15 protein-coding genes are annotated in these 19,480 nt (G+C 70.3%); 7 read left to right on the top strand and 8 right to left on the bottom strand.

Features of this window, described 5'->3' with window-relative positions:
- Window positions 1-110: 110 nt before the first annotated feature.
- The gene (locus M2283_RS35585) at window positions 111-812 is read right to left on the bottom strand and encodes a response regulator (protein WP_280880610.1); all 702 of its coding nucleotides are present in this window, start codon (window positions 810-812) and stop codon (window positions 111-113) included.
- Window positions 809-2,533: a sensor histidine kinase gene (locus M2283_RS35580; RefSeq protein WP_280880609.1), complete on the bottom strand. Its 1,725-nt coding sequence runs from the start codon at window positions 2,531-2,533 to the stop codon at window positions 809-811. The genes M2283_RS35585 and M2283_RS35580 overlap by 4 nt, the downstream gene beginning before the upstream one ends.
- 200 nt (window positions 2,534-2,733) lie before the next feature.
- Between M2283_RS35580 and M2283_RS35575 the strand changes: the two genes are divergently transcribed.
- Entirely contained in the window at window positions 2,734-4,113 is a 1,380-nt protein-coding gene (locus M2283_RS35575) for a cation:dicarboxylate symporter family transporter (protein WP_280880608.1), read from the top strand.
- Window positions 4,114-4,160: 47 nt separating this feature from the next.
- Here M2283_RS35575 and M2283_RS35570 read toward each other — a convergent pair whose 3' ends face one another.
- A complete protein-coding gene (locus tag M2283_RS35570; RefSeq protein ID WP_280880607.1) occupies window positions 4,161-4,799 on the bottom strand; it encodes a TetR/AcrR family transcriptional regulator in 639 nt (212 codons plus the stop codon).
- Window positions 4,800-4,933: 134 nt separating this feature from the next.
- Here M2283_RS35570 and M2283_RS35565 point away from each other — a divergent pair, with 134 nt between their 5' ends.
- The 6 genes from M2283_RS35565 (at window position 4,934) to M2283_RS35540 (ending at window position 12,258) form a co-directional block, all read left to right on the top strand.
- Window positions 4,934-6,616, top strand: coding sequence for an MFS transporter (locus M2283_RS35565; protein ID WP_280880606.1), 1,683 nt, complete (start codon window positions 4,934-4,936; stop codon window positions 6,614-6,616).
- Window positions 6,617-6,732: 116 nt separating this feature from the next.
- On the top strand, window positions 6,733-7,497 hold the full coding sequence (locus M2283_RS35560; RefSeq protein WP_280880605.1) for a DUF2127 domain-containing protein: 765 nt from the start codon (window positions 6,733-6,735) through the stop codon (window positions 7,495-7,497).
- A gap of 82 nt (window positions 7,498-7,579) precedes the next feature.
- On the top strand, window positions 7,580-9,130 hold the full coding sequence (locus M2283_RS35555; RefSeq protein WP_280880604.1) for an AAA family ATPase: 1,551 nt from the start codon (window positions 7,580-7,582) through the stop codon (window positions 9,128-9,130).
- Between the two features lie 29 nt (window positions 9,131-9,159).
- On the top strand, window positions 9,160-9,546 hold the full coding sequence (locus M2283_RS35550; RefSeq protein WP_280880829.1) for a MerR family transcriptional regulator: 387 nt from the start codon (window positions 9,160-9,162) through the stop codon (window positions 9,544-9,546).
- On the top strand, window positions 9,543-9,875 hold the full coding sequence (locus tag M2283_RS35545) for a thioredoxin family protein (protein WP_280880828.1): 333 nt from the start codon (window positions 9,543-9,545) through the stop codon (window positions 9,873-9,875). The genes M2283_RS35550 and M2283_RS35545 overlap by 4 nt, the downstream gene beginning before the upstream one ends.
- A 154-nt stretch (window positions 9,876-10,029) precedes the next feature.
- Window positions 10,030-12,258 (top strand): HelD family protein, encoded by a 2,229-nt coding sequence (locus M2283_RS35540; RefSeq protein ID WP_280880827.1) that lies wholly within the window; start codon window positions 10,030-10,032, stop codon window positions 12,256-12,258.
- On the opposite strand, the gene M2283_RS35535 is transcribed toward M2283_RS35540, so the two are convergent.
- From M2283_RS35535 to M2283_RS35515, 5 genes are all read right to left on the bottom strand, one after another.
- Complete coding sequence (locus M2283_RS35535) at window positions 12,245-13,102, bottom strand: hypothetical protein (protein ID WP_280880603.1); 858 nt, start codon at window positions 13,100-13,102, stop codon at window positions 12,245-12,247. The genes M2283_RS35540 and M2283_RS35535 overlap by 14 nt on opposite strands.
- 64 nt (window positions 13,103-13,166) lie before the next feature.
- Window positions 13,167-15,863, bottom strand: a complete 2,697-nt coding sequence (glgB, locus tag M2283_RS35530; RefSeq protein ID WP_280880602.1) for a 1,4-alpha-glucan branching enzyme — start codon at window positions 15,861-15,863, stop codon at window positions 13,167-13,169.
- 29 nt (window positions 15,864-15,892) lie between these two features.
- Entirely contained in the window at window positions 15,893-17,263 is a 1,371-nt protein-coding gene (locus M2283_RS35525) for a maltokinase N-terminal cap-like domain-containing protein (protein WP_280880826.1), read from the bottom strand.
- Window positions 17,264-17,348: 85 nt separating this feature from the next.
- The gene (treS, locus tag M2283_RS35520; RefSeq protein WP_280880601.1) at window positions 17,349-19,049 is read right to left on the bottom strand and encodes a maltose alpha-D-glucosyltransferase; all 1,701 of its coding nucleotides are present in this window, start codon (window positions 19,047-19,049) and stop codon (window positions 17,349-17,351) included.
- Window positions 19,046-19,480, bottom strand: a 435-nt coding sequence (locus M2283_RS35515; RefSeq protein ID WP_280880600.1) for a DUF3459 domain-containing protein, incomplete at its 5' end; no start/stop codon positions are given. The genes treS and M2283_RS35515, both read right to left, overlap by 4 nt.

Below are 19,480 nucleotides of genomic sequence, written 5' to 3'. Positions count from 1 at the left end.
CTCCTACGGGCATGACTACGTTGTCGGCCGAGTTGGTTGCCCGCGAAGGTAAGAGGAATGGTCTAGTCAGGTCAATGACCGTGCGGGTCACGTCTTGGTCGTCAGGGGGTCTAACGCGTACGAACCCACCGATATACCAGCTCCGGCCGTCCCACCTGCCCATACAACGGACTGCGCCCCGCCCGTCCCGCCTCCACCAGGTGTTCCAGATACCGCCGGGCCGTGATCCGAGAAATCCCCACCGTCACGGCGACCCCGGCCGCGGTGAGCCCCTCCTCGGCCTCCCGCAATGCCCCGGTCACCCGCTCCAGGGTCGGCCCGCTCAGCCCCTTGGGCAGCGCCGCAGGCGAGGGCGACCGCAGTGCCGCCAGCGCCCGGTCCACCTCGTCCTGTCCGCTGGCCTCGCCCGCGGCCGCCCGGAACTCCGCGTACCGCACGAGCCGGTCCCGCAGGGTCGCGAAGGTGAACGGCTTCAGCACGTACTGCACGACCCCCAGCGAGACCCCCTCCCGTACGACGGTCAGGTCCCGCGCCGAGGTCACCGCGATCACGTCCGCGTGATGCCCGGCGGCCCGCAGCGACCGGGCGAACTGCAGCCCGTGCACATCGGGGAGGTGGAGGTCGAGCAGGAGCAGGTCCACCGGCGTACGGTCCAGCAGGCGCCGCGCCTCCGCGCCGGTGTGCGCCTTGCCGACCGCCACGAAGCCCGGCACCCGTCCGACATACATGACATGCGCGTCCGCGGCCACGGGATCGTCCTCGACGACCAGCACGCGGATCGGGTCGGCCGGATCGGCCGGTGCGCCCGTCATCCCTGGCCTCCCGTCACCGGCGACGCCTGCGCCGGTGAGACGTCCGCCGGTGCGGCCTCCATGCTCGCGGCCTTCACAGTCGCGTCCTTCGCCGTCGTACGCAACGGCATCCGCACCTCGAATTCCGCTCCGCCGCCGTCCGCCTCGGCCACCGTCAGCAGCCCGCCGTGCCGCTGCACCGCCTGCCGGGCCAGGGCCAGCCCGAGGCCCCGCCCGCCGGGCCCCGCCGGTTTGGTGGAGAAGCCGCGCTGGAAGACCATCTCGGCGTGGGCGGGATCCACCCCCGCGCCGGTGTCGGAGACCTTGAGCACCAACTCGTCGGAGTCCGCGGAGCCGGGATCCGCCGAGCCGGCGTGCGCGGTGTACGCCGTCACCGTCACCCGTGCCCGCACGCTCCCCTGGGCCGCGTCCACCGCGTTGTCGATGAGGTTGCCGAGGATCGTGACGAGGTCCCGGGCCGGGAGGGACGGGGGCAGCAGGCCGTCGTCGAGGCGGCTGTCCTCCGACACCACCAGCTCCACGCCCCGCTCGTTCGCCTGCGCCGTCTTGCCCAGCAGCAGGGCGGCCAGCACCGGTTCGCCCACGGCGGCCACCACCTGGTCGGTCAGGGCCTGCGCCAGTTCGAGTTCGGCGGTGGCGAAGTCGACGGCCTCCTCGGCGCGGCCCAGTTCGATGAGCGAGACGACCGTGTGCAGCCGGTTCGCCGCCTCGTGGGCCTGCGAGCGCAGCGCCTGCGTGAAGCCGCGCTCCGAGTCCAACTCGCCCATCAGGGACTGGAGTTCGGTCACATCCCGAAGGGTGACGACCGTGCCGCGGCGCTCTCCGCCCGACACCGGCGAGGTGTTGACCACCAGCACCCGGTCGGCCGCCAGATGCACCTCGTCCACCCGCGGCTCCGACGCCAGCAGCGCGCCGGTCAGTTGAGCGGGCAGCCCCAGCTCCGCCACCGATCTGCCCACCACGTCAGCGGCCACCCCCAGCAACTCCCGTCCACCGTCGTTGATCAGCGCCACACGGTACTGCCCGTCGAGCATCAACAGCCCCTCGCGTACGGCATGCAGTGCGGCCTCGTGATAGTCGTGCATGCGGCTCAGCTCGGCCGCGTTCATGCCGTGGGTGTGGCGGCGCAGCCGGGCGTTGATGACGTAGGTGCCGATGCCGCCCAGGGCGAGGGCGCCGGCCGCGACGCCGAGCAGGGCGGCCAGCTGGCCCCGGACCCGTTCGCTGATCGCCTCGACCTTGATGCCGGCGCTGACCAGTCCGATGACCTTGTCGTTCTCGTCCTCGATGGGCGTGACCGCGCGGACGGAGGCGCCGAGGGTGCCGGTGTAGGTCTCGGTGAAGGTCTTGCCCTTGAGGGCACGGTCGATGTGACCGAGGAAGGGCTGGCCGATCTGGTCGGGGTCGGGGTGGGTCCAGCGGATGCGATTCGGGGCCATGATGGTGACGAAGTCGACCTCCGTGTCCGCCATCACCCGCAGCGCGTAGGGCTGGAGTTCGACGCTGGGTTTGGCCGTGCCGATCGCCGAGTGCACCGAGGGCGAGTCCGCGACCGAGCGCGCCACCGCCGTCGCCTGCCGGCCGGCCGCGTCCTCGGCCTGCCGCTCGTCACTGACGTAGGTGAACAGCGCGTAACCGGCCACGAGCACCGCTATCAGCACGGCCTGCATGGCGAAGAGCTGGCCGGCCAGGCTGCGGGGGCTGGGGACGGGGATGCGCATGACGTCAGTGTGCCTCGCACGTTAAGTGTGAACTAAATGAACGGAAGGGTGACCGGCCTCACAGGGCGGGAGATAGTCACCGCAACCCCCTGGGAGTCCCCACCTCCCGGATCCACCCGGATGTGAGCCGCACACCGGGATTCCGCCGGTCGTGAGCCGCACGCCGGATGATGCCGACGACGTCGTCAAGGAGGGCAGTCGTGGCCAGCACCCCCGAAAGCGCACCTGCCGCACCCGCAGTCAAGCGGGACCGCACCCACTATCTCTACATCGCGGTGATCATCGCGGTGGCTCTCGGTATCGCCGTCGGGTTCGCCGCGCCGGACTTTGCCAAGGAGCTCAAGCCGCTCGGTACGGGCTTCGTCGCGCTGATCAAGATGATGATCTCGCCGATCATCTTCTGCACGATCGTGCTCGGCGTCGGTTCCGTACGCAAGGCCGCCCAGGTCGGCAAGGTCGGCGGGCTCGCGCTCGGTTACTTCATCACCATGTCCTTCGTGGCGCTGGCCATCGGCCTGGTCGTCGGCAACATCATCCACCCGGGCAGCGGGATGCACCTGACCGAGGCCGTGAAGGGCGTCGGACACGAGCAGGCCAAGGCCGCCGCCGAGGGCCCGGTCGACTTCCTGCTCGGGATCATCCCGACCACCTTCGTGTCGGCCTTCACCGAGGGCCAGGTCCTCCAGACCCTGCTGATCGCGCTGCTCGCGGGCTTCGCGCTGCAGGCCATGGGCCGGACCGGCGAGCCGGTGCTGCGCGGCGTCGAGTACATCCAGAAGCTGGTCTTCCGCATCCTCGGCATGATCATGTGGGCCGCGCCCATCGGTGCCTTCGGCGCGATGGCCGCCGTGATCGGCGAGACCGGCATGGACGCGCTCAAAGCACTGGGCACGATCATGGCCGGCTTCTACATCACCTGTTTCCTGTTCGTCGTGGTCGTGCTCGGCACGCTGACCAAGCTGGTCGCCAAGGTCAGCCTCTTCCAGCTGCTGAAGTACCTCGGCCGCGAGTTCCTGCTGATCGTCTCCACCTCCTCGTCCGAGTCCGCGCTGCCGCGGCTCATCGCGAAGATGGAACACCTGGGTGTCAGCCGTCCGGTCGTCGGTATCACCGTGCCGACCGGCTACTCCTTCAACCTCGACGGCACGATGATCTACCTGACCATGGCCTCGCTGTTCATCGCCGACGCGATGGACCAGCCGATGAACATCGGTCAGCAGATCGGGCTGCTGCTCTTCATGATGGTCGCCTCCAAGGGAGCGGCCGGCGTCTCCGGCTCCGGTATCGCCGTACTCGCCAGTGGTCTTCAGTCGCACAAGCCCGCGCTGGTCGACGGCGTCGGTCTGATCATCGGCATCGACCGCTTCATGAGCGAGGCCCGCGCCGTCACCAACTTCGCCGGCAACGCCGTGGCCACGCTGCTGATCGGCACCTGGACCGGCGAGGTCGACAAGGAGCGGGTGAACCGGGTGCTCGCCGGTGATCTGCCCTTCGACGAGAAGACGCTGCTGGACGAGGACGAGGACACCCTCGACGGAGTGCCCGAGCAGGGCGGCGAGAAGGAACTCGCCAAGGCCTGAGGAACGGCCCGCAAGACGCCGGGTGGCTGGGTGTTCCCCCCCGTCGCTCAGCCGCCCGGCCCACCCTTCTCGACGCTCAGCTTCGCCACCAGCTCGGTGGCATCGGAGGCGGGGACGCCCGCCGCGGTCAGCGCTGTGACCGTGGCGGCGCGGCTCGCCTCCCGCGCTGTCAGCAGACCGTCGTTCACCGCGTCCATCACCGCGAACAGCAGCTGCTCGTGCACGTACGCCATCGCCGGGGCCGGCAGCGCCGAGGTGAAGACGCCCGCCTCCAGGCCCTGGCGCAGCACCTCCGCGCAGGCCTCGCGCACCGGCGCCAGCCGGTCCCGCAGGCCCTGGAGCGTGACGCTGCGCCGGGCCAGCGCGACCAGGATGCGGTAGCGGTCGGCGACCTCCCACACCGCGAGCGTGCCGCCGGCCAGCGCCTCGGCAGGCCCCTCGGCCCCCGCCCGCCCGGCCGCGTGCGCGGCCGCCACCGCCTCCACGGCCCCGTCGACGAGCGTCGCCACCAGCGCCTCACGGTTCGGGAAGTGCCCGTACACCGTCCGTCGTACGACCCCGGCCGCGCGCGCGATCTGGTCCATGGACGCGTCGGGATCGCGCAGCAGCTCGGCGAGCGCGACATCGAGGATGCGGCGCCGGTTGGCGTCGGCGCGGCTGCTGTTACCCGTGGTCATGGACGCCATTGTGCCCTTCTTACGGCTACCTGCACAAGGGTGTGCAACTACTACTTGTACAAGAGTGTGCAACGGAGTAAGTTGCACATTGCTGTGCAAGTGCACGTCACTGTGCAAGTCCGTCGAGGAAGGTCACGCCCGCCATGCGACTCGTCATGAACGAACCGGTCGAGAGGATGGACCGCCCCTACGCCCGGCGCTGGTGGGCGCTGCTCGTCCTGTGCCTGAGCCTGCTGATCATCGTGATGGCCAACACCGCTCTCACGGTCGCCGCCCCCGACATGACCCAGGACCTGGGCCTGTCCAGCGCCGATCTCCAGTGGGTCATCGACGGCTACACGGTCCCGTACGCGGCGCTGATGCTGCTGCTCGGCGCGATCGGCGACAAGTACAGCCGCCGCGGCGCCCTGATCCTGGGCCTTGTGGTCTTCGGCGGCGGCGCGGTCTTCGGATATCTCGCAGGCTCCGCCACGACGGTCATCGCGGCCCGCGCCGTGATGGGCACCGGCGCCGCGCTGATCATGCCCGCGACGCTCTCCCTGCTCGCCGCGACCTTCCCGCGCGCCGAGCGCGCCAAGGCGATCACCCTGTGGACCGCCACCGCGGGCCTTGCGATCGCCGCGGGCCCGGTCGTCGCCGGCGCGCTGCTGCGCGACCACGGCTGGTCCTCGACCTTCCTCATCAACGTCCCGATAGCCGCCGTCGCCCTGATCGCGGCCCTCGTCGTGGTCCCGCCGTCCAAGGCCGGTCACCACGACCGCATCGACTACGTCGGCGGACTGCTGTCGGTCGTGTGGATCGCCGCGCTGGTCTACATGATCATCGAGGGACCGCACTTCGGCTGGGGCGTGAAGGCGATCGCCGCCGCGGTCGTCGCCGGTCTCGGCCTCGTGGCCTTCGTCGCCTGGGAGTTGCGCCACCCGCGCCCGGTCCTCGACGTCCGCCGCTTCACCGACCGCAGGTTCGCCGGCTCCAACCTCGCCGTGGCCCTCTTCTTCCTGGCCGTCTTCGGCGCCTTCTACTACCTCACACAGCACCTCCAGTTCGTCCTCGGCTACGACGCCCTGGAGACCGGCGTCCGCATGCTGCCGCTGGCCGGCGCGGTCTTCGCCGGCTCGGCCCTCACCGGCTACCTCACGCCCCGGGTCGGCATGAAGTGGACGGTCACCGCGGGCATGGTCGGCGGCACGGTGGCCCTGGCGCTGCTCACCCGGGTCGACGCGGGATCCTCGTACGCCGACTTCGTGGCGCCCCTCGTCGTCCTCGGACTGGCGATCGGCCTCGCCCTCTCGCCCTGCACGGACGCGATCATGGGCTCCTTCCCCGAGTCCGAACTGGGCGTCGGCGGCGCGGTGAACGACACCTCGCTGGAGCTCGGCGGCTCGCTCGGCATCGCGATCCTCGGCTCGCTGCTCGCGACCTCGTACTCCGGCCACCTCTCCGACGCCACCGCCGGCAGCAAGCTCCCCGCGTCCACCCTCACCACGGCCCAGGACTCGGTCGGCGCCGGATACACGGTCGCGCAGGGCATCGGCGAGAAGGCGCAGCAACTGGCGACGCAGGCCGCGCAGGCCACCGACCCGACGCAGGCCACCCAGTTGAAGGCGCAGGCCCAGCAACTCGCCCAGGGCGCCCGGCAGATGGCGGACGCGGTCGGCTCGTCCTTCTCCTCGGCCGTGGCCCACACCAGCCTGATCGGCGCGGTGGTCCTGGGCGTCGGCACGGTGGCGGTGGCGCTGCTGCTGCCGGGGAAGGACAAGGGAGTCGAGGTCGTCGAGTCCACGGACGACCACGACGAGGAGCCCGCGCTGAGCGGCGCCCACTGATCCACGTCGGCTGATCCCGCGCGCCGATCCTCACCAAGCTCTTACCCTCGTCCACTAGCCTGCCGCGCCGGTCCATTACCGGCGCGGCAGGCTAGTTCTCTTTGGAGGCACGGGGGATGAAGATCGACTGGGACCGGCGGACGTGTGCGCGCAAGGGGCACGTCACCTACGCGCCGGACGACCCCCGGCTGCGGGTGCGCCTGCACGCGCAGACCGCCCTCGGAGACGTCTGGCGCTGTCTGCGCTGCGGCGACTTCGCGCTCGGGGAGCCGCACGGTTCGGGACCGGCCGACGAGGCGCCGCTGGTGCCGCGCGGGAAGGTGCTGCGGGACCTGTTCATCCTGCGCTTCCTGGCGATCGAGCGGGCCGTGCGCGGGGTGTTCATCGTGCTGGTCGCGGCGGCGGTGTGGAAGTTCAGCAACAGCCAGGACGCGGTGCGCAAGCTCTTCGACGAGTATCTCGACGTCCTCCGGCCGGTGTTCAGGCACTTCCACTACGACCTCGACCACTCGCCGGTCGTCGGCACCATCCAGAAGACGTTCGGCTACAAGCACTCCACGCTGGTCCTGGTCGCCGTCCTGCTGGTGGCGTACGCGCTGATCGAACTCGTCGAGGCGGTCGGGCTCTGGTACGCCAAGCGCTGGGCGGAGTATCTGACGGTGGTCGCCACCGCCGCCTTCCTCCCGCTGGAGGTCTACGAACTCACCGAGCACATCAGCTGGTTGAAGATCGCCACCCTGGCCCTCAACATCCTCGCCGTGCTCTACATCGCCCTCGCCAAGCGGCTGTTCGGCCTGCGCGGCGGACGCAAGGCCTTCGACGAGGAGCGCGAGAGCGCGTCCCTGCTGGAGGTGGAGACGTCCGCCGGGGTGCTGGTCTGAGGACGGCGGGGGCCGTTCGGGGACAATCGCCCCAAATGCTTTGACCCGCCCCCGGGCACGGCCGCAGGCTGGGAGGCCTGACATGACCGGTCGGACCAAGGCGGAGGCAACCATGGGGGAAGCGGGCGGAGTCGAGCTCGTCAGTTCGGAAGAGTACGAACGCAGGTACGGCGAGGGACGGGACCCCTCGCCCCTGTCACTGGAGCGGATCAGCGAACTCTTCTACGAGTTCCTCGCGGCGGTCGCGCGCCCCAAGAGCAAGGACCACGACGCCGCCCGCAACCTGACCAAGCGGCTGCGCGACCACCTCGGTACGGCACCCGCCGACCAGCCCGTGGTCAAGGCCGCGTACCCGCCGTACGACCTGCCCAACGTGCATCTCGCGCTGGAGAACTGGTTCGCCCCTGAGGGCCGCTCCTACGAGCTGATCGGCATGCGCGGCGCGCAGCACCACGGCGAACTCACCCTCGGCGACATCCTCGAAGCCGCCGACCGCTACGACCGGTTCACGATCGGCGCCGTCGACTACGCGCACCTGCCGATCGCGCCGGACAAGGAACTCGCCTGCGTCTCCTGCGGGTTCTACCTCGGCGCCGACGGCGACGACCGCTTCGCGGTGCTGCTGCGCGGCCCGGCCGACGAGTACGGGCGCAACAAGGTCGAGATCGAGGTCCTCGCGCAGAAGAAGGAGTTCGCGGACCGGCTGCTCGCCGAGATCGACGCCCTGGTGCGCGAGCACAACATCTTCCGGGGGCAGGTGCTCTCCTTCGAGGGCTCCCAGTTCCGGCACGGCCTCGGCCCGTTCAGCTTCCACCGCCGCCCCGGTCTGACCCGCGAGGACATCGTGCTCCCCGAGGGGCTCCTGGAGCGCGTGGAACGCCAGGTCGTCGGCGTCGCCCGGCGCCGCGAACAGCTCCGCGCCGCCGGCCAGCACCTGCGCCGCGGACTGCTCCTGTACGGCCCGCCCGGCACCGGCAAGACCCACACGATCCGCTATCTCCTCTCCCACCTGCCCGAGTTCACCGTCGTGATCCTCTCCGGCGAGAGCATCGAGGCGATCGGCCCCGCCTGCGCCCTGGCCCGGATGCTCCAGCCCGCCCTGGTGGTCCTGGAGGACTGCGACCTGATCGCCGAGGCCCGCGACCACGGCAGCGGCGAACAGCCCCTGCTCTTCCAGGTGCTGAACGAGATGGACGGCCTCGGCGACGACGCCGACGTGGCCTTCCTGCTCACCACCAACCGCGCCGACCTGCTGGAGCCGGCCCTCGTCCAGCGCCCCGGCCGTGTCGACCTCGCGGTCGAGGTCCCGCTGCCGGACGAGCCGGGCCGCGCCGCCCTGCTCGCCCTCTACGGCACCGGCCTCGGCCTCGGCCCGGACATCGCCGACGAGGTCGTGACCCGCACGGAGGGCACGACGGCCTCCTTCACCAAGGAACTGGTCCGGCGCTCCGTACTGATCGCCGCCGAGCGCGAGTCGGCGACCACCGAAGGGGACGACGTCCGCGCCGCCCTCGACGAACTCCTCTCCGACCGCGACCGGCTGACCCGCCGGCTGCTCGGGGCGCGGGACGGCAGCGAGGACGAGTGGCCCCCGGACCCGGAGGACGACGAGGACTCCCCGCTGTTGCCCTGACGCCCACGTCAAGGATTACGTTCATGGACATGCGAATCGGCGAGCTGGCCGCACGGGCCGGGACCACGACGCGGACGCTCAGGTACTACGAGTCGCGCGGGCTGCTGCCCGCGCGGCGCTCCGGGAACGGCTACCGGACGTACGACGAGAGCGACCTGAAGCTGCTCGGGCAGATCAGGACGTTGCAGGACTTCGGGTTCGACCTGGAGGAGACGCGGCCGTTCGTGGAGTGTCTGCGGGCCGGGCACCCGGAGGGCGACACCTGTCCCGCCTCGCTCGCGGTCTACCGGCGCAAGCTGGCCGAACTGGACTCCCTGATCGGGGAGTTGCAGGCCGTGCGGGCGACGATCGGGGTGCGGCTGGCCTCCGCCGAGGGCGATTCACCGTTGTGCGAACTGGGAGGGTGGGAGCTGTGATCAAGGCGGCGGGCGTGAGAGAAGTGACGGACGCGGACTTCGCGGCGGAGGTGATCGACGCGGAGCTGCCGGTGCTGGTGGAGTTCACCGCCGACTGGTGTCCGCCGTGCCGGCAGATGGGGCCGGTGCTCAGCGCCCTGGCCGCGGAGGAGGGTGAGCGGCTGAAGGTGGTCCAGCTGGACGTGGACACCAACCCGGACACCACGAACGCGTACCAGGTGCTGTCGATGCCGACGTTCATGGTCTTCCGGGGCGGCGAGCCCCTGAAGGCGATGGTCGGGGCCCGGCCCAAGCGGCGGCTGCTCGCGGAGCTGGACGAGGTTCTGTGACCTGACGCAATACAGAGAAATCCCCCGAGCAATTGCGCTCGGGGGATTTCTTTGCGTATATTCAATGGCTCGCGACTTCAGGGCGTGAAGTCGCGAAGAGGCTTAGTGAGCACACTATATCTGCTCGGGAGTGGAATTGTCAAACAGCGATGAAATTCGCGGTGAGCAGGAATTCATCGACGGACTGTACGCGCGGGTGGACGCCCTGCGCGGGGACACCGAGAGCGGTGTGACGGACGCGCTCGGGCAGGGCAACACCCCGATGCAGGCCCGGCTGGAGCGGGACATCCTGGTCGCCGAGCGGTCGGGGCTGCTCGGCGCGCTGAACGCGGTGGACGGCTCGCTCTGCTTCGGCCGTATCGACCTCACCGCGGGCGGCAACCACCACATCGGCCGGATCGGTCTGCGCACCGACGACGCCGAGCGCACGCCGATCCTGATCGACTGGCGCGCCGCCGTCGCCCGCCCCTTCTATTTGGCCACCGGCCACACCCCGATGGGCCTGCGCAGGCGCCGGCACATCACCACCAGCGAACGCGCGGTGACCGCACTGCACGACGAGATCCTCGACCTGGGCGACCAGGAGCGGACCGGCCACGAGGACCCCACCGGCGACGCCGTTCTGCTCGCCGCGCTGAACACCGCGCGCACCGGCCGCATGAACGACATCGTGCAGACCATCCAGGCCGAACAGGACGAGATCATCCGCGCCCCGCACCGCGGCGTCCTGGTCGTCGAGGGCGGCCCCGGCACCGGCAAGACCGCGGTCGCCCTGCACCGGGCCGCGTATCTGCTCTACGAGCACCGGGAACTGCTCGCCAAGCGCGCGGTCCTGATCGTCGGACCCAACCCCGCCTTCCTCGGTTACATCGCCGAGGTACTGCCCTCGCTCGGCGAGACGGGCGTGCTGCTGGCGACGGTCGGCGAACTGTTCCCGGGCGTCCGGGCGAAGGGCGCCGACAGCCGCGAGGCGGCCGCGGTCAAGGGCCGCGCCGACATGGCGGACGTGCTCGCCGACGCCGTACGCGACTGGCAGTCGCTGCCCGATCCGGTGATCGCGATCGAGCACGACCGCGAGATCCTGATGCTCGACGACGGTCTGGTGAGCGTCGCCCGCGAGCGCACCCGGGCCGCCGGGCTGCCGCACAACGTGGCCCGCGAGTACTTCGAGGGGCACATCCTCAACACGCTCACCGACATGGTCGCCGAACGCATCGGCACGGACCCGTTCGACGGCGGCAACCTGCTCGACCCGAGCGACATCACCCAGATCCGCGACGATCTCGCCGAGAACCCCGAAGTGTGGGCCGCCATCGACCAGTTGTGGCCGCGGCTGACTCCGCAGCGGCTGGTCTCGGACTTCCTCGCCGACCCCGTGGGCTACCTCCCCGACGAGGACGCGGCCGCCATCCGCCGCCCGACGACCCGGGACTGGACGGTCGCGGACGTGCCGCTGCTCGATGAGGCGGCCGAACTGCTGGGCGTGGACGAGCGGTTGGCGCGGGCGCGGGCCGACCGCGCGCGGGAGACGCAGGTCGCCTACGCGCAGGGCGTGCTGGACGTCTCCTACGCCTCGCGCACCTACGAGTTCGAGGACAAGGACGCGGAGGACTCCGAGGTCCTGTCCGCGCACGACATCATCGACGCCGAGCGGTTCGCGGAGCGGCAGGAGGAGGACGACCACCGCAGCGCCGCCGAACGCGCGGCGGCCGACCGCACCTGGGCGTTCGGGCACATCATCGTCGACGAGGCGCAGGAACTGTCCCCGATGGCCTGGCGGTTGCTCATGCGGCGCAGCCCGACCCGCTCGATGACCCTGGTCGGCGACCCCGCGCAGACCGCGGAGGCGGCCGGCGTCGGCTCCTGGCACAAGATCCTCGAACCGTACGTCGCCGACCGCTGGTCCCACACCCGGCTGGGCGTCAACTACCGCACCCCCGCCGAGATCATGGACCTCGCGGCGGCCGTGGTCCGCGCCGAGCACCCCGACTTCGAGCCGCCGAGTTCGGTGCGGTCCACGGGCGTACGGCCCTGGGTGCGCGCCACCGACGATCTGCCCGGAGCCGTCGCCAAGGCGGTCGAGGAGCTGACGCCCGCCGAGGGCCGGCTCGCCGTCATCGCCCCGCGCAACCTGCACCGCAGGCTGGCCGCTCGGCTCGACGGGGTGACGGCGGGCACCGAACCCGACCTGACGCGGACGGTCGTACTCCTCGATCCGCGGCAGGCCAAGGGGCTGGAGTTCGACTCGGTGCTGGTGGTGGAGCCGGGGCGGTACGGGACGAGCGATCTGTACGTGGCGCTGACCCGGGCCACCCAGCGGCTCGGGGTGCTGCACACCGGGCGGTTGCCGAAGGCGCTGGCCGACGGCGTCAGCGGGCCGTAGCGGTGGCCGTGGGCGAGGCGGAGGCCGGCGGGTAGCTCGGGTGCAGGGCGGGGTCGAGCGGGGCGAGCGACGCGCACAGCGCGGTCGGGAAGGCGGGCTCCACCTTCAGCACGTCCGTGCAGCCGCCCGCCGAGCTCCGGGCGATCGTCTTCCAGCCGGCCTTCGTCGCCCGGAAGAAGAAGCGGTCGCCCAGCCGGGACGCACAGCCGGAGGCCTGCGCGTCGTCGCCGCCGCACACCGGCCCCGTGCGCCAGGAGAAGTCCAGCACCAGCCACTTGCCGTCGCAGTGCTCGGCGTCCCGATAGGTGTGCGCGGGCGCGCCGACCGCCATCAGTGCCTGGTCGTAGGAGCCGGCGGAGCAGCCGGTGGCCGGCGGGTCGCAGCCCAGTTGCCCGCACAGCCGCAGGGCGGGCAGCTTGGCGCCCTCGGTGGTGAACACCGTGTCGAGGTCGACGACCAGGTGCTGACCGCCGAGCGCCTGCGGCAGCCGGACCCGCGCCGTGGCCGTGGTCTCCTCGGTGCACCCGGAGCGCCGGTCCCCGGACGGTGTGCTGAAGGTGAGCTGCACCCGCACGCTCTGGGCGTCGGACTGGGTGACCTCCGCCTTGAGGCCCCGCACGCACGGGTTCTTGCCGTCGGGCACGTCCGCTTCGACGCTCAGCGTGCGGTGGTCGGCGGCGAGCCGGGCCGCGGTGACCCTGGCGGGCTCGTTGACGGTCCACGGGATCGGTCCCGTGGCCGTCGCCGTCACCGAGCCCCGGCCGGCCACCTCGGTCCCGCACGCGGCGAGCAGCAGTACGGCGAGTGCGCACAGCACAGCCGCCACCGACCTGTTGGATCGCACGCGCGACAACCCCCCGTGGGCGCACCGACGTTGACCCGGGCAACTATAGAACGCCCCACCCGCCTCAGGCGGGCCGCAGCCAAACCGTTGCCAGCGGTGGCAGCGTCAACCGGATGCTCGCCGGACGGCCGTGCCAGGCCTGCGGTTCCGGCTTGATGTCGTCCGGGTTGGTGACGTCGCTGCCGCCGTACTTGCCGAGGTCGGTGTTGAGGGTCTCGGCCCAGGCGGGGATGTCGTCGGGGACGCCGAGGCGGTAGTCGTGGCGGACGACGGGGGCGAGGTTGGAGACCGCGAGGAGCGGGCCTCCTTCGGCGTCGTAGCGCAGGAACGCGAAGACGTTGTCCTCGGCCGCGTCGCCGACGATCCACTGGAAGCCGGCCGGGTGGATGTCGCGCTGCCACAGGGCGGGGGTGTGGCGGTAGACGGTGTTGATGTCCCGGACGAGGTCACGGACGCCCCGGTGGTCGGGCTCGGCGCCGTAGCCCGGGTCAAGGAGCCACCAGTCGGGGCCGTGGGCCTCGGACCATTCGGCTCCTTGGGCGAATTCCTGGCCCATGAAGAGGAGTTGTTTGCCTGGGTGGGCCCACATGAAGGCGAGGTAGGCGCGGAGGTTGGCGCGTTGTTGCCACCAGTCGCCGGGCATCTTGGAGACCAACGAGCCCTTGCCGTGCACGACTTCGTCGTGCGATATGGGCAGCACGTAGTTCTCGCTGTAGGCGTACACCATCGAGAAGGTCATCTCGTTGTGGTGGAACTTGCGGTGCACCGGTTCGTGGCTCATGTAGTCCAGCGAGTCGTGCATCCAGCCCATGTTCCACTTCAGCCCGAACCCCAGACCGCCGAAGCCGCCCGGACCGACGTGGTGGGTGGCCCGCGTGACGCCGTCCCACGCCGTGGACTCCTCGGCGATGGTCACCACGCCCGGCGCCCGCCGGTACACGGTCGCGTTCATCTCCTGGAGGAAGGCGACCGCGTCGAGGTTCTCCCGGCCGCCGAACTCGTTCGGCAGCCACTGGCCGGGCTCACGCGAGTAGTCGAGGTAGAGCATCGAGGCGACCGCGTCCACCCGCAGGCCGTCGATGTGGAACTCCTGGCACCAGTACACGGCGTTCGCCACCAGGAAGTTGCGCACCTCGCGCCGGCCGTAGTCGAACTCCAGCGTGCCCCAGTCGGGATGCGCCGACCGCAGCGGGTTCTCGTGCTCGTACAAGGGCCGCCCGTCGAACTCCGCCAACGCCCAGTCGTCGCGCGGGAAGTGCGCCGGCACCCAGTCCATCAGCACCCCGATCCCGGCCTGGTGCAGCGCGTCCACCAGGAACCGGAAGTCGTCGGGCGTGCCAAGACGGGCCGTCGGCGCGTAGAAGCCGGTGACCTGGTAGCCCCAGGAACCACCGAAGGGGTGCTCGGCGATCGGCATCAGCTCGACGTGCGTGAAGCCGAGGTCCTTGACGTACGCGGGGAGCTGCTCGGCGAGTTGACGGTACGTCAGTCCGGGCCGCCAGGACGGCAGATGGACCTCGTAGACCGAGAACGGCGCCTCGTGCACGGGAACGTCCGCGCGGCGCGCCATCCATTCCTCGTCCTGCCACTCGTAGTGCGAGGCGGTCACCACGGACGAGGTGTTCGGCGGGACCTCGGTGCGGCGGGCCAGCGGGTCGGCGCGCTGAGTCTTCGAACCGTCCTGGCGGGTCAGCTCGAACTTGTACAGCTCGCCCTCGCCGATGCCCGGCACGAACAGCTCCCACACCCCGGAGGAGCCCAGCGAGCGCATCGGATACCCGCTGCCGTCCCAGAAGTTGAAGGTGCCGGCCACGCACGCCCCGCGCGCGTTCGGCGCCCACACCGAGAAGCGGGTGCCGGTCACGCCCTGGTGCGTCATGGGGTGCGCGCCGAGCACGTGCCACAGCTCCTCGTGCCGGCCCTCCCCGATCAGATGCAGGTCCAGATCGCCCAGCGTGGGCAGCAGGCGGTACGCGTCCTCGATCTCCTGGACCGACCCCTCGTACGCCACGAGCAGGCGGTACGCCGGTACCTCGGACAGCGGCGCCAGACCCGAGAAGAACCCGCCCCCGTCGTCCTCCAGCTCCACCCGCAGGTCCCCGGCGACGACCGTGACGGCCTGCGCGTACGGCCTGAACGCCCGGAATACGACGCCGCCCGGCACCGGGTGGGCGCCGAGCACGCCGTGCGGGTCGTGATGGGTACCGGCGATCAGTCGGTCGCGGTCGGCGGAGGGCATGACGGGAGAGACGGGGGAGACGGGTGCCGGTGCCTCCGGCGGTGGGGCGGGGATCGACGAGGTGACCTTCTTGCCGGGGGTCTCCTTCGCCGAGATCGTCTTCACGGTTGCCTTCTGTGCCGCGGCCTTCTTGGTCACCGTTTTCTTGGCAACAGCCTTCTTGGTGGCGGCTTTCTTGCTCGGGGTGGCCTTCTTGACAGCGGGTGCCGTCTCCTTGGCCGCACCCTTCTTGGCGGTGCTCTTCTTCGCCGCGGTCTTCTTGGCCGTGCTCTTCTTGACTGTCGCCTTCTGAGCCGCCGCTTTCTTCGTCGTCGCCTTCTTGGCCACCGCCTTTTCGGCCACCGCCTTCTTGGCCACCGTCTCCTTGACCGCCGTCTCCTTCGCCGGGACAGCCTTCTCGGCGGACTTGGCGGCGGCCTTCTCAGCGGCTTGTTTCACGGTCTTCTTCGCAGGCTTCTTCGCGGCCTGCGGGTCGGCCGTCTTCTTCGCGTGCGAACCGCTGGACGAGGGGCGGGGGGTCACGGGCGGCGCCTCCTAGGCGAAAGCTGGGGTCAGGTCAGGTCGGATGTGGCGTAACGCTCTATCGCCGCCATCGGCACGGGCAGCCAGTCGGGGCGGTGCCGGGCCTCGTAGACGACCTCGTATATGGCCTTGTCGGTCTCGTAGGCGCGCAGCAGTACGGGATCGGTGCGCGGGTCGTGGCCGGCGGCCTCGGCGTATCCGGCGCAGTACGCGGCCCGGCAGGCGGCGGCCCAGTCGGGGTTGGGCGGTCCGGCCGAGTGGGCCGCGTAGTCGAAGGAGCGGAGCATGCCCGCGACGTCCCGGGCCACCGGCTGCGGCAGCCGGCGCTCGGCGAGCGGCTTGGCGGGCTCGCCCTCGAAGTCGATCAGCGACCACTCCCCGTCGGCCGAGCGCAGGCACTGCCCGAGGTGCAGGTCGCCGTGGATGCGCTGGGCGGTCCAGGTGTGGCCCTCGGCGGCCAGGTCGGCCAGCGCCTCGAAGGCGGAGTGCAGTCCGAGCACGTACGGCCGCAGCGCGGGCACCGCCTGCGCGGCCGCGTCCAGCCGCTCGACCATGCCGTCCACCAGCGGCCGCAGCTGGGCGTGACCCAGGGTGACGGTCGGCAGCGCGCGGGCGAGCGCGGTGTGCACCTCGGCGGTGGCGCGGCCCAGCGCCCGCGCCTCACCCGTGAAGTCCTCGCCCTTGCCCAGCTCCCGCAGGGCCAGCTCCCAGCCGTCCGCCGCGCCCTGCACGAAGGGCTGGAGCACGCCCAGCACATACGACTGCCCGTCCAGCTCGGAGCGCAGCCACGCCGTCGGCGCGGGCACCCGGGGGGAGCCCTCGCGGGCGAGCGCGAGCGGAAGCTCCAGGTCGGGGTTGATGCCGGGCACGATCCGGCGCAGCAGCTTCAGGATGAACGTATCGCCGTATACGACCGACGAGTTCGACTGCTCGGCGGTCATCAGGCGGGGGACCAGGCCCTCGCGTATCTCCTGGCCCTGGTCCCGCTCGAAGCGAAGCCCGCCGATGCGTGCCTGGGTGCGCAGCGCCTCCAGGAGCACCTCGGCGGGCCGGGTGTCGTACAGGGCGTCGTACACCGTCCGTCCGGCGAGCGCGCCCTCTTCAGCGTGTCCGATCAGCGCGGGCGCCAGCCGTGGTGGCAGCGCCTCGCGCACGCCTATGAGGAGCTGGTAGCAGTCCCCGGAGGACTGCGGCTGCTCGGCGACGACCAGCAGGTGGTAGAGGCCGAGCCGGGAGCCGGCCGGGAGCAGCTCGGTGGCCGCGACCAGCGTGAACCCGGTGACGGGACGCCCCTTGCCGGCGAACCAGCGCTGCCTGGGCAGCCATTCCCGCAGCAGTGGGTCCAGTGACGCGAGGAGGCCGGTACTTGTCGCGTCGAAGCGGGTGACCGTGTCCGACATGAGCGTCATGTCCTTTCCCCGGAGGTCGGGGTGTTACTGATGCGTGCCCCGGGTGGGACAGTGGAAACCGCCCCACCCTGGGGTTCTATGCGGCGTCCTTGCGGAGCCGGAACCAGTAGAAGCCGTGCCCGCCGAGGGTCAGCAAGTACGGCAGCTCGCCGATGGCCGGGAATCGCACCCCGCCGAACAGCTCCACCGGGTGCCGTCCGCTGAAGGCCCGTAGATCGAGTTCCGTCGGCTGCGCGAACCGCGAGAAGTTGTTCACGCACAGCACCAGATCGTCCTCGTGTTCCCGCAGGAACGCGATCACCGCCGGATTCGACGACGGCAGTTCCGTGTAGGTGCCGAGGCCGAAGGCGTGGTTCTGCTTGCGGATCTCGATCATGCGGCGGGTCCAGTGCAGCAGCGAGGAGGGCGACGACATCGACGCCTCGACGTTGGTGACCTGGTAACCGTGGACGGGGTCCATGATGGTCGGCAGGAAGAGGCGGCCGGGGTCGCAGGAGGAAAACCCTGCGTTGCGGTCGGGTGTCCACTGCATGGGGGTGCGGACGGCGTCGCGGTCGCCGAGCCAGATGTTGTCGCCCATGCCGATCTCGTCGCCGTAGTAGAGGATCGGCGAGCCGGGCAGGGACAGCAGGAGAGCGGTGAACAGCTCGATCTGGTTGCGGTCGTTGTCCAGGAGCGGGGCGAGGCGCCTGCGGATGCCGATGTTGGCGCGCATGCGCGGGTCCTTCGCGTACTCGGCCCACATGTAGTCGCGTTCTTCGTCGGTGACCATTTCGAGGGTGAGCTCGTCGTGGTTGCGCAGGAAGATGCCCCACTGGCAGTTCGACGGAATGGCCGGGGTCTTGGCGAGGATCTCGGAGACCGGGTAGCGCGATTCCCTGCGCACCGCCATGAAGATGCGGGGCATGACGGGGAAGTGGAAGGCCATGTGGCATTCGTCGCCGCCGCTGGCGTAGTCGCCGAAGTAGTCGACGACGTCCTCGGGCCACTGGTTCGCCTCGGCCAGCACCACCGTGTCCGGGTAGTGGGCGTCGATCTCCTTGCGGACCCGCTTGAGGAACTCGTGGGTTGCCGGAAGGTTTTCGCAGTTGGTGCCTTCCTGTTGGTACAGGTAGGGCACGGCGTCGAGGCGGAAGCCGTCGATGCCCAGATCCAGCCAGAACCGCAGCGCGGAGATCATCTCCTCCTGCACGGCCGGGTTCTCGTAGTTGAGGTCCGGCTGGTGGGAGAAGAAGCGGTGCCAGTAGTACTGCTTGCGGACCGGGTCGAAGGTCCAGTTGGAGGCCTCGGTGTCGACGAAGATGATGCGTGCTTCGGGGTACTGCTTGTCGTCGTCGGCCCAGACGTAGTAGTCGCCGTAAGGCCCGTCAGGATCCTTGCGGGACTCCTGGAACCACGGGTGCTGGTCGCTGGTGTGGTTCATGACGAAGTCGATGATGACGCGCATCCCGCGCTGGTGGGAGGCGTCCACGAACTCGACGAAGTCGGCGAGGTCACCGAACTCCGGCAGGACGGCGGTGTAGTCCGAGACGTCGTAACCGCCGTCCCGCAGCGGGGACTTGAAGAAGGGGGGCAGCCAGATGCAGTCGATGCCCAGCCACTGGAGGTAGTCCAGTTTGGCGGTGAGTCCCTTGAGGTCGCCGACTCCGTCGCCGTTGCTGTCCTGGAAGGACCGGACGAGGACCTCGTAGAACACCGCGCGCTTGAACCAATCCGGGTCCCGGTCCTTGGCGGGCGTGTCCTCGAAGGTGTCCGGAACGGGCTCGTTGACGATCATATTGTGGGTGACCCTCCGATCTGCGGGGTGGACGGTCGCAGGACGGTGAAGACGTGCGCGGGCCGACGGCCCGGTTCGAGGCGCACATAGTTGGTCCTGCCCCAGTGATAGGTCTCGCCGGTGAGCTCATCGCGCACCGGCACAGACTCGTGCCATTCCAGGCCGAGTTGTGGCATGTCCAACGAGACCGTGGCTTCCTGGGTGTGGTGGGGGTCGAGGTTGACGACCACCAGAACCGTGTTCGAGCCGCTCCGTTTCGAATACGCGATCACCGCGTCCTGATCCACATGATGGAAGTGCAGATCGCGCAACTGCCGGAGGGCCGGGCTCGCGCGGCGGATCGTGTTGAGTCGGGTGATCAGAGGGGCGAGGGTACGTCCCTCGCGTGCCGCGGCTTTCCAGTCGCGGGGCTTGAGCTGGTACTTCTCCGA

The sequence above is a fragment of the Streptomyces pseudovenezuelae genome (assembly GCF_029892565.1).
In the GTDB taxonomy this organism is placed as follows: Bacteria; Actinomycetota; Actinomycetes; order Streptomycetales; family Streptomycetaceae; genus Streptomyces; species Streptomyces pseudovenezuelae_A.
The sequence above is the reverse complement of the archived record's forward strand: the minus strand, read 5'-3'. Positions and strand labels throughout refer to the sequence as shown.

Excerpts from the sequence above, each read along its gene's own strand:
- M2283_RS35585 (WP_280880610.1), bottom strand. The coding sequence starts at position 812 with ATGACGGGCGCACCGGCCGATCCGGCCGACCCGATCCGCGTGCTGGTC.
- M2283_RS35580 (WP_280880609.1), bottom strand. The coding sequence starts at position 2,533 with ATGCGCATCCCCGTCCCCAGCCCCCGCAGCCTGGCCGGCCAGCTCTTC.
- M2283_RS35570 (WP_280880607.1), bottom strand. The coding sequence starts at position 4,799 with ATGGCGTCCATGACCACGGGTAACAGCAGCCGCGCCGACGCCAACCGG.
- M2283_RS35565 (WP_280880606.1), top strand. The coding sequence starts at position 4,934 with ATGCGACTCGTCATGAACGAACCGGTCGAGAGGATGGACCGCCCCTAC.
- M2283_RS35560 (WP_280880605.1), top strand. The coding sequence starts at position 6,733 with ATGAAGATCGACTGGGACCGGCGGACGTGTGCGCGCAAGGGGCACGTC.
- M2283_RS35555 (WP_280880604.1), top strand. The coding sequence starts at position 7,580 with ATGACCGGTCGGACCAAGGCGGAGGCAACCATGGGGGAAGCGGGCGGA.
- M2283_RS35550 (WP_280880829.1), top strand. The coding sequence starts at position 9,160 with ATGCGAATCGGCGAGCTGGCCGCACGGGCCGGGACCACGACGCGGACG.
- M2283_RS35525 (WP_280880826.1), bottom strand. The coding sequence starts at position 17,263 with ATGTCGGACACGGTCACCCGCTTCGACGCGACAAGTACCGGCCTCCTC.
- treS (WP_280880601.1), bottom strand. The coding sequence starts at position 19,049 with ATGATCGTCAACGAGCCCGTTCCGGACACCTTCGAGGACACGCCCGCC.